The organism is Acetobacterium sp. UBA5834 (genome assembly GCF_002435675.1).
In the GTDB taxonomy this organism is placed as follows: domain Bacteria; phylum Bacillota; class Clostridia; order Eubacteriales; family Eubacteriaceae; genus Acetobacterium; species Acetobacterium wieringae.
Genome location: NZ_DJGY01000057.1, coordinates 1 through 8,815 on the forward strand (window position 1 = coordinate 1; position 8,815 = coordinate 8,815).

Consider the following 8,815-nt stretch of genomic DNA (forward strand, 5'->3'; position numbering starts at 1 on the left):
ACACTTTCCGGGAACCTAGGTTAAATAGTAAATTCGAGTAGTACCGTTTTTCCGCGCTTGCTTTGCCCTTTCCTGGTTCATCTGCTGTTGTTCTAACTTGCCTGACATCGACTGACTGGCATGACAAACAAAACGTCTCCACGTCATATAAACCTATATGACAAGACGAAATCCAAGTGCTTGAAATGAATTGAACCATCGCGTTAAAAGAACCTCTTGACAAAATCAGATCATCGCTTTAAAATAAAACCGACGGTCGGTTTTTTAAAGGAGGAATTTTTATGGCTAAATGGGAAACAAAAGAAAAACGGATGAATGACATCGTCAATGCTGCCGTTGAGGTTTTTCTTGATAAGGGTTATGAAGGAGCCTCCATGGAGAGCATTGCCAAACAAGCGCAAATCAGTAAAGGTGGCTTGTATCATCACTTTGGCAGCAAAGACGAAATTTTATTTTATGCCAGTGAAAAGCTGAATGAACCAATTTATGAGTATGTTCACCTCGCTTTAAAAGAATCTGACCCGGTTGCAGGGCTTCAATTTTACATCCGGAACTATGTCTCATACTGGTTATCACACCAGAAGGAGCTTACTTTTTTCTTTTTAACCATGATTAAAGCCATTGCAACTCCGGAAATGTGGAAAGCGTATGCAGATTACTATACGCATATCAGCGACTTTATCAAAGCACTCTATGACCGAGGCATCAGCAACGGACAATTTGTTGAACACAATACCCGGGCCAGTGCCCTGACCCTGATGTCTGCACTGGATGGTGTCCTATCCTATCTGGTAATGAGTGAAAACATCGATCTTGATGCTGTCATTGGAGATTTTGAAGCTCAGTTTATCAATTCGGTATTAATCTCAAGGATTTAAGGTTTCTACCCAAGGAGGCTATTAGAATGAAAAAAATCGGGATCTTTTATTTTTCAGGTACCGGCAATACAGAAATTATTGCCCGGCTGTTAGTTGAGTCCTACAAACGTAGCCAAGTAGAAGTTGAACTATTTCGGATTGAGGATGTTGTAAATCATAAAAAGACATCAGTCATCAATGATTTTGATCTGATTGGAGTCGGTCATCCCGTTCTGGGATTTGGCGCTTCGGGTATTACTGACCAGTTTGCCCAGATGTTGCCCAGCTGCCCGGGGAAAAAAGCTTTTGTCTTCAAGACCGCCTCTTCTCCACACTACCTTAACCAGGGGGCGTCCGATAGGGTTATCCAGATAATGGAAGCAAAAGGCTATCGGGTCTTCCATAATTCTATCATTGCCATGCCCTGCAACTTGTTTATTAAATATGACGATCAACTAAATAAACAGTTATACCAGGCCGCCGTTAAAAAAGTAGAGCACATCGTCACCGATACCCTCAATGAACAGGAACAACATTTAAAAATAAATGGGATTCTAAGCAAATTGCTTCGGGTTCTTTACTATGGGGAAGAACATTATGGTGCCCAATACTTTGCGAAAGGCCTGGCAGCTTCGGCTAATTGCACGCACTGCAAAAAATGCGTTCGTGACTGCCCGACCAATAATATTTCTGAAGTGGAAGATGGAATCTCTTTTGGCTCCAATTGCATTTGGTGTATGCGCTGTATTTACGCCTGTCCCAATCACGCCATAAAAGCTAAACATCTGTCTGGCTGCGTGTTAGACCCCTACACCGGTGGATTTAATATTGATCAACTATTGAATAACCCTCAGATTGACGGCAACTATGTCACCGAAAAATCAAAGGGTTATTATAAGCATTTTATAAAATATTTTAGCGAAGCTGAGTAATAGTTTAAAAAAAATCCATCATCGTGTAGGACGGCAGCTTGAACAGTTCAAACTCCTCTGGAATCAGATTGGCAGAGACATCCGAGAAACATCCAGGACGTTTCGTTCGTCATATCCCGACTATACAACGAGCCATTTATTCCATCAAAGTAAGCTGCTCCTCAATTAAAGCTTTAGAAATATGCATCCGTTTAATGCCTCCACCATCATCTTGCCCAGCCCCAGAACCGACTCACTTGGCGGTTACTCTCCCCATTTTCTTTTGAATCTTCACGATCCGCTGAGTTCGCTTATCTGCCAACAATTCCTTCAACAACGTTATCCATTTCATTTGGGTCGATTTTTTAAATCCAGAATAAGCTAAGAATCCATGCTGGCGATCTACGGAAGCTGCATCTGTTATGAGCCCAATAGGCAAGCAGGTTATCCCAAATCTTTTTATTTCGTGAAGGCAGATAAAAAAGTTTAAAAGCAAAGTATGTCAGAAATTTTAATTGACTGAATAGTCATTTTGCAGTATAATCAACATCATCAAGATTCAGAAAAAGATTGGTCAGGAGGTATGAATTGGATAAGCGCGACAGACTATTAAGAGCAGCCTTAAAACTTTTTAATTTATATGGTTTTGATAACACCCCGACCGCTCGGATTACAAAAGAGGCTGGGGTGGCAACCGGAACATTGTTCAACTATTTCGGAAGCAAGGAAGAACTGATTAATGTGCTTTATTTGACCTGCAAAGAATCCTTGACCCGGCGATTAACCCTTGGGCTTGAACAAGAATCGACTTTCAGAAGCAAACTCAAACGGATTTATATTAATTACATCGGCTGGAGCCTTGATCATACTGAAGAATTTTTATTTTTTCAACAGTTCTGTAATGCTTCCTGTATCGGGGAAACCACCCGGAAAGAAGGGTTAAGTAAATTTAATAATATCATGGAATTAATTGCCGAAGGAATTGAGCAGGAAATTATCAAAAATGTCAGTCTGGATTATATGAGCAATCTGCTGATGGGTATTCTCAATGCGAACACCTATTATTTTATTGATAACCCCAGTTTGGCAGCCGACGACGGGTTTGTTGAAACATCATTTAATTTTCTATGGGACAGCATTAAAAACTAATTTTTTTGCAAATGAATGACTAATCAGTCATATTGATTGTACGTCATCACAGTTAAGATACAATGAAATCAGAGAATACTGATCAAAAGCGATTATAATGAATTAATGAAGGAGCTACGTATATGAATTATCGAATCAATCCTAAAAATGGCGACAAACTTTCTGCCCTGGGATTTGGGTGTATGCGTTTTGCCAAAGATGAAAATGAGGTTGAGCAACAGATCATCTATGCCATTGAAAATGGCGTTAATTATTTTGACACCGCCTATATTTATCCCAAAAGTGAAGTGATTTTAGGCCGGGTGCTGGCCAAAGGCTATCGTGACCGGGTAAAAATTGCCACCAAAATGCCCCCATATTTAGTAAAGAAATATGAAGATCTGGATAAGATTTTCAATGCCGAACTGGAACGGCTGCAAACTGATCGTATCGACTATTATTTCCTGCACATGCTTACCGATGTCAATATCTGGATGCGACTGGTCAATTTAGGGATTCTCAAATGGATCGCGGAAAAAAAACAGGCCGGGCAGATTATCAATATTGGTTTTTCATACCATGGTGGTCGGGACGAATTCATAAAACTGGTGGATGCCTATGACTGGGAATTTTGTATGATCCAATATAATTTTCTGGATGAAAATAAACAGGCTGGCAAAGGCGGTTTGGAATATGCTGCTGCCAAAGGGTTGCCGGTGATGATCATGGAACCCTTAAGAGGGGGGAAGCTGGTTACCAATCTGCCCAAGGAAGTTTATAAGGTGTGGGACAATGCTTACGTGAAGCGTTCCCCAGCGGAGTGGGCCTTTCGTTGGATTTGGAATCATCCCGAAGTTACGGTTGTTTTATCGGGCATGAATTCACAGGCGATGGTTGAAGAAAACATTAAAGTCGCTTCCCAGGCGAAAGCCAATGCCTTTACTGAGGCTGATTTCGGGTTGTTTAATCAGGTCACCCAAATACTTAGCGAAAAGATAAAAATCCCCTGTACCGGATGTAATTATTGCTTACCGTGTCCGAAAGGTGTTGACATTCCTACGTGCTTCTCAACCTATAATGATCGGGAGATTGAAGGAAAAACAGCGGCGCTTAGCAAGTATATTATGCAAACCAGTGTCAAAAGCCAGACGAGTAATGCATCTCTTTGTTCAAAATGCGGGAAATGTGAAAGCCATTGCCCCCAGAATATAAAAATAAGAGATGAGCTGGCGACTGTTGCCAAAACCATGGAAGGCTTTTATTATAAGCCAACCCGATTTTTAATCAAACGCTTTATGAAATTGTAGCGTCGTTTTTATCAATTCAATCAAAAATATCAAGATAAAATTACGGAAACCTGTTACCAGCGAGTGGCAGGTTTTTTGTCGTTTCAGAATCGCTGAAATTCTCTAAACCCGCAACACTTATCGGAAAGGATTGTAACAACGTTTGTTCTTCCCGCTAAATCTGCCAACGAACCTCCTCCACCTCAGCCTTTTGGCTTCACAATGTTTTGAAACCATTTAACCCCAAACAGAGCTCCCAGTGCTATAAATGGCACCAGCAGCAACAACCCCAACCAATTGCTATTGCCAATAATCAGGATCATCATAATCTGAAATGACACCACTGCCGAACAAGCCAGGGTTGCCATAATATTGGCTTGTCGGGCTCCTTTAGCGGTGCGATACAGGGCTTTAAAAGCTGGCAACGAGTGCAAAATCGCCAACACAAAAAATACCGCTGCCGGTATAACAATGAAGTCCCCAATCTTCGCTTGATAAACAAATTGCAACAGTTTCGAAACTACTGAGAGCAGCACGCCAATGGCAAGAAATAGAATATTTTTTCTGTCTTTCATTATTTCTGATCCCTCCTTTTTCATTTTCAATAAACAGAGCCTTTTTTGTTGTCTTTGCCAATGCCAGTGATCTTCCCATGGCTCGACTATTTTTGTTAAAAAAAATGGTTTGCCACCGCAACATCCCGCAATACTTCCGGATCGTTTCTTAGGTTCGAGACTGGTTTGATATTTGGCATTCTCAACGACTCCTTTCCAGTTGATAAAATCATATCCTTATTTGATGTTTTATTCAACTGCAAATACTTGGCGTCGGTTCATTTGTGGAGTATCTCTCAAATCAGCATAAGTCCCCCTGGCATCAGGGCTTCTGAACTATCCGTTTATTTACTGTGATCTAATCACCGATTTCAAAAAAAGCCTTTGATACAATAAGAGGCATTCACCTGATTTATCAATTTTTTCGGAGGTATAAAATGTATACTAAAATAATAGGCTCACTTTTCGGTGGCGCATTGGGGCTTTTTTACTACAAACTGCAAAGCTGTCTCAACGGCAGTTGGCCCATTACTGCCAAACCCCATCGAACTGGTATTTATGGAACCATTCCTGGTTTTATGACCCGTTCTTCGTTTTTAATTACAGGTGCTTTTGTATGAAAAACAATCAATTCTTATTCCTCCTGGTCCTGACTTATTTTGCTTTGGGGTTTGTCAATATTCACTTTGCCATTTTAGGTCTCATCTGTATGATATTACCCTTTATTTTATTATTTAGAAACCGTAAAAAGACCTGGTGCCAAGGCTACTGCCCCCGGGCCAGCCTGCTGAGCACGACCGGTAAACTTACTTCGAAATTATCGTTGAAAACGCCAGCCTTTTTTATCCAGGGTAAGATAAAATGGATTATGCTTATCTATTTTGGTATCAGCCTAACCTTTATCACCATGACCACCATTCGTGTTGGATTAGGCTTTTCACCCGCTTTGGAATACCTGCGTTTTCTGATTGTGATTCCCCTGCCATTTGAAATGCCTCAATTGATCACATTTGAAAGACTCCCAGCCTGGTTGACGCATCTGTCCTACCGTTTTTATTCCATGATGATGACCACCACGTTTATCGGTGTGATCCTGTCACTGGTTTATAAACCACGCACCTGGTGCACCATCTGTCCCATTTCAACCATTTCCGGCGAGTATATAAAATATACACGTTGACCTCTTGTACATTCCACAGAGTATGGTTGTTAAAATCAACACGCATCCGTATTCCACAGTGACGACAAATTCGATAAAACTTGACAATTCGCTACTCCTTGATAACGCAACGCTTGCAGGGTTTATCAAACTCGCCAGACTCCTTACTGATAACCTTCGCTTTTACGAATTTTATTTTAATCAATGGATTTACAATCAAAATAAACTTAGTTATAATAAATAAAAAAATCTGGAGCGTTGTTTATGAAGACATTTAAGTACAGTACGATTGTGACCCTGGTTCTGACGGTTTTATCTGCAATTGCGATTTTTGCGATTGACGATATAATCCCCGATTTAGTTGTCGACCCGTTTAAAAGTCATATTCTTAATAACCTCGATAACTACAATTCGTTTCTTTTTGGCATCTTTACCGGATCGCTCGTCAGTCTGATTGTCGCAATTGTCAGTTATGCCACCGAACGCCGACGGTTGATTGCCGAAATCTGGAATAATGCCAGAAAACTCAATGTCAATTTTAAGTTGCTGCTGCTCGACAACATTGACTATAACGGGCTGACACCTGAAAAACTGATTGAAACCGTTGAAAAACAGGCGTTTAACCGGCAGGTTCGCGAATGGCTGAGTTTTTACAGTGCGTCCTACCTGATCAGTATTACCCAGCTGGATTTTCTGTTCAATCGGGGAAAAACGATCAAACAGATCAAAGCGATTGATAAAAATGTCGACGTCTTAAAGTCCGTCGCCGACAGTCTGATGAATGCGTTTTTGAACAAGCAGCTGAACAACAACTATGGCGTCGTTGAGATTGAGAATGTCTTTAAAGTGATTAGCTATCAGGACGAGGAACAGGTGATTCAAACGATGGAGCGACAGCTGGATGACCTGCTGGCGTCTTTTAATAAAAACAATATCCGCCACCATATGAACATATCCCGGCAAGCGTAACACTACAATTGCTCTCTTCCGGGTATGTGTTCACTTTTTAGCGCCTTCATTTACCGCATTAACTCGGTTTATCCTAAACTGCTTGATAACCTGTTTTATTTTCTCCGTTTTTGAATACCTCCGTTTTGCCACCCGGTTTTTGAAACGTTTTTTTGAAAAATACTGGCGTTTTAAGTGACCAGTGGGGGGTAGAATAATACCATCACATTGATCCCTGATGATGTAAAGAAAGGAGACCCATGAAAAAAGAAATAAAATTGTATACCTGGCCGTTTTGTCCGTATTCCAATGGTGCCAAAAAACTGCTTGATGAACGTGGAATTGCCTACACCGATGTTGATATTTTTAAGAATGACGACCTGCGTTATCAGTTACAGGCAGAAACCCATCACTATAGCGTCCCCTTTATTTTTATCGGGGAGACCTGTATTGGCGGCTTTTCGGACCTGAAAAAACTCGACGAGGAAGGCGAACTGTCTGATTTGATTGACGAGATAAAGGATTAATGCACATAAAACGGCTATCTCACACTAGCCGTTTTTTCTTCGTCTAAAATATCCATAAAGATGGTTTGATGCCTCACGCAGCGGTTGTTTAGCGCATCATAAAGATTTCATTGCGCTGATTGTTTCGGATTGTCGAAGCTTTAATGTCGTTAAAACAATATATCGCCGCTATGGCAGATTGGCTGTGACAGCCTCACATCAAATGTGCCCAACGTTTTTAATCAAAGTGAATCGGCATGGTCTTAATCGCTGCGCCAACAACAGCTGCTGTGATCGCAACAATATCAATCCCCATCGGAAATCGAAAAAGCAAACTGATTGCAAGGTAGACACAGCAAAGCAATGTCATTTTTAAAAACACCTTTAAATGCGCCCCTGCATATGCTTTTCTTTTTTCACTGCCCGCTGCTTTTGCTTCCTCAAAGCTGGGCCCGCCATTAATCCAGTAGACATATTCACCGGCATAAATCATCCACATTAATCCATCAATGGCAAGCACCATGAACATCAGGATCATTTTAACCTCAGCACCCGCCCCCCAAGTAATCTTTAAGTGTTCCTGCATTATTCTGTTGATCCCCATTGGCATCAGGGTGCTTGCTGCCAGAAAGAACAGAAGCCACAAAACCAATGGTTTGTAAGTCTTTTTATATGCTTGCTGATTCATCATTTTTTCTTTTTCTTGGGTTTGGGCATTGGCAGTTCCTGATAGCTGGCCCGCAACAATTCCCCCAGCCACTCCCGGTCATCCAATGATTCAATCAAAAACTGTGGCTTGGCCCCGGGGTATGGCAGCCCCTCCTCAACGGTTGTCAGGTGTTCTTCGATCATGGACCGTCCCACTTCGGTTTTCTTTAAAAAAAACTGATTATCGCAGATCAGACCCACAATTTTTTCGTCAAGATAGATGCCATATTCGCCAAACATTTTTCTGCAGCTGACGTTTCCCGCTGCCATTAGTTGATCACAAACATACTCTGCAAATTCCTTACTGGTTGCCATTGTTGTCTCCTTTTATATTCTGGTCAGATACAAGCCGACAAACTACCTTACGCGCCAATTATTTTAACCAGCGCCCGCTTTTCCCGTTTTCCTTCACATAACACAGGCATAACTCGGGGACGTTTCGTTCGTCATATTCCGGTTAGACAAAGGTGCTGTTTTTTTACATTTCATCGACTTGTGTTTATCATAAACTGACCCATATTTGATTAATTATACCATCCATCAGCCTTTTGGTCTCACAATATTTTGAAACCATTTGTAACCAAATAGTGCCCCCATTGCTTTCCCCAGTACCGTCTCAATTGTTGGATACTCCCCTCTGTGATGCAAGATCATTTTTTCTTCGGATTGAGCAATGGTAGTTACTGATAGGCAGACCGCAATTACAAACTTATCTCTGACAATTTCTGTATTAGACTGTTAGTGATTTCCTGAGCTGT

The 8,815-nt window shown here is 41.2% G+C and carries 11 protein-coding genes; 8 read left to right on the forward strand and 3 right to left on the reverse strand.

All coding sequences use genetic code 11. The annotated features are described in order from the left end of the window. Nucleotides 1-281 precede the first annotated feature (281 nt). From B3F51_RS11430 to B3F51_RS11445, 4 genes are all read left to right on the forward strand, one after another. On the forward strand, nucleotides 282-878 hold the full coding sequence (locus tag B3F51_RS11430; protein WP_070369590.1) for a TetR/AcrR family transcriptional regulator: 597 nt from the start codon (nucleotides 282-284) through the stop codon (nucleotides 876-878). A gap of 26 nt (nucleotides 879-904) precedes the next feature. Further along, nucleotides 905-1,789 (forward strand): EFR1 family ferrodoxin, encoded by an 885-nt coding sequence (locus tag B3F51_RS11435; RefSeq protein WP_070369591.1) that lies wholly within the window; start codon nucleotides 905-907, stop codon nucleotides 1,787-1,789. A 567-nt stretch (nucleotides 1,790-2,356) separates the two neighbouring features. Beyond that, complete coding sequence (locus B3F51_RS11440; RefSeq protein WP_070369593.1) at nucleotides 2,357-2,917, forward strand: TetR/AcrR family transcriptional regulator; 561 nt, start codon at nucleotides 2,357-2,359, stop codon at nucleotides 2,915-2,917. A gap of 122 nt (nucleotides 2,918-3,039) precedes the next feature. Next, nucleotides 3,040-4,203 carry an aldo/keto reductase gene (locus B3F51_RS11445; RefSeq protein ID WP_070369594.1) on the forward strand — a complete coding sequence of 388 codons (1,164 nt, stop codon included), beginning with the start codon at nucleotides 3,040-3,042 and terminating at the stop codon, nucleotides 4,201-4,203. Between the two features lie 182 nt (nucleotides 4,204-4,385). Here B3F51_RS11445 and B3F51_RS11450 read toward each other — a convergent pair whose 3' ends face one another. Further along, the gene (locus B3F51_RS11450) at nucleotides 4,386-4,757 is read right to left on the reverse strand and encodes a hypothetical protein (protein WP_070369595.1); all 372 of its coding nucleotides are present in this window, start codon (nucleotides 4,755-4,757) and stop codon (nucleotides 4,386-4,388) included. 416 nt (nucleotides 4,758-5,173) lie between these two features. Between B3F51_RS11450 and B3F51_RS11455 the strand changes: the two genes are divergently transcribed. The 4 genes from B3F51_RS11455 to B3F51_RS11470 all read left to right on the forward strand — a co-directional run bounded on the left by B3F51_RS11455 (nucleotide 5,174) and on the right by B3F51_RS11470 (nucleotide 7,370). Next, nucleotides 5,174-5,356, forward strand: a complete 183-nt coding sequence (locus B3F51_RS11455) for a hypothetical protein (protein WP_070369596.1) — start codon at nucleotides 5,174-5,176, stop codon at nucleotides 5,354-5,356. Then, nucleotides 5,353-5,916, forward strand: coding sequence for a hypothetical protein (locus B3F51_RS11460; protein ID WP_070369597.1), 564 nt, complete (start codon nucleotides 5,353-5,355; stop codon nucleotides 5,914-5,916). Before B3F51_RS11455 ends, B3F51_RS11460 begins: the two co-directional genes overlap by 4 nt. 243 nt (nucleotides 5,917-6,159) lie before the next feature. Further along, nucleotides 6,160-6,864: a hypothetical protein gene (locus B3F51_RS11465; protein ID WP_070369598.1), complete on the forward strand. Its 705-nt coding sequence runs from the start codon at nucleotides 6,160-6,162 to the stop codon at nucleotides 6,862-6,864. Nucleotides 6,865-7,103: 239 nt separating this feature from the next. Beyond that, nucleotides 7,104-7,370, forward strand: a complete 267-nt coding sequence (locus B3F51_RS11470) for a glutaredoxin domain-containing protein (RefSeq protein WP_070369599.1) — start codon at nucleotides 7,104-7,106, stop codon at nucleotides 7,368-7,370. A gap of 217 nt (nucleotides 7,371-7,587) precedes the next feature. Here B3F51_RS11470 and B3F51_RS11475 read toward each other — a convergent pair whose 3' ends face one another. After that, a complete protein-coding gene (locus tag B3F51_RS11475) occupies nucleotides 7,588-8,109 on the reverse strand; it encodes a hypothetical protein (RefSeq protein ID WP_175440868.1) in 522 nt (173 codons plus the stop codon). Beyond that, on the reverse strand, nucleotides 8,037-8,372 hold the full coding sequence (locus B3F51_RS11480) for a TfoX/Sxy family protein (protein WP_070369601.1): 336 nt from the start codon (nucleotides 8,370-8,372) through the stop codon (nucleotides 8,037-8,039). The genes B3F51_RS11475 and B3F51_RS11480 overlap by 73 nt, the downstream gene beginning before the upstream one ends. Nucleotides 8,373-8,815: the final 443 nt, after the last annotated feature.

Bases quoted from the DNA above. Each gene is read 5' to 3' on its own strand.
- B3F51_RS11430 (WP_070369590.1), top strand. From the start codon at position 282: ATGGCTAAATGGGAAACAAAAGAAAAACGGATGAATGACATCGTCAAT.
- B3F51_RS11435 (WP_070369591.1), top strand. From the start codon at position 905: ATGAAAAAAATCGGGATCTTTTATTTTTCAGGTACCGGCAATACAGAA.
- B3F51_RS11445 (WP_070369594.1), top strand. From the start codon at position 3,040: ATGAATTATCGAATCAATCCTAAAAATGGCGACAAACTTTCTGCCCTG.
- B3F51_RS11450 (WP_070369595.1), bottom strand. From the start codon at position 4,757: ATGAAAGACAGAAAAAATATTCTATTTCTTGCCATTGGCGTGCTGCTC.
- B3F51_RS11455 (WP_070369596.1), top strand. From the start codon at position 5,174: ATGTATACTAAAATAATAGGCTCACTTTTCGGTGGCGCATTGGGGCTT.
- B3F51_RS11460 (WP_070369597.1), top strand. From the start codon at position 5,353: ATGAAAAACAATCAATTCTTATTCCTCCTGGTCCTGACTTATTTTGCT.
- B3F51_RS11465 (WP_070369598.1), top strand. From the start codon at position 6,160: ATGAAGACATTTAAGTACAGTACGATTGTGACCCTGGTTCTGACGGTT.
- B3F51_RS11470 (WP_070369599.1), top strand. From the start codon at position 7,104: ATGAAAAAAGAAATAAAATTGTATACCTGGCCGTTTTGTCCGTATTCC.
- B3F51_RS11480 (WP_070369601.1), bottom strand. From the start codon at position 8,372: ATGGCAACCAGTAAGGAATTTGCAGAGTATGTTTGTGATCAACTAATG.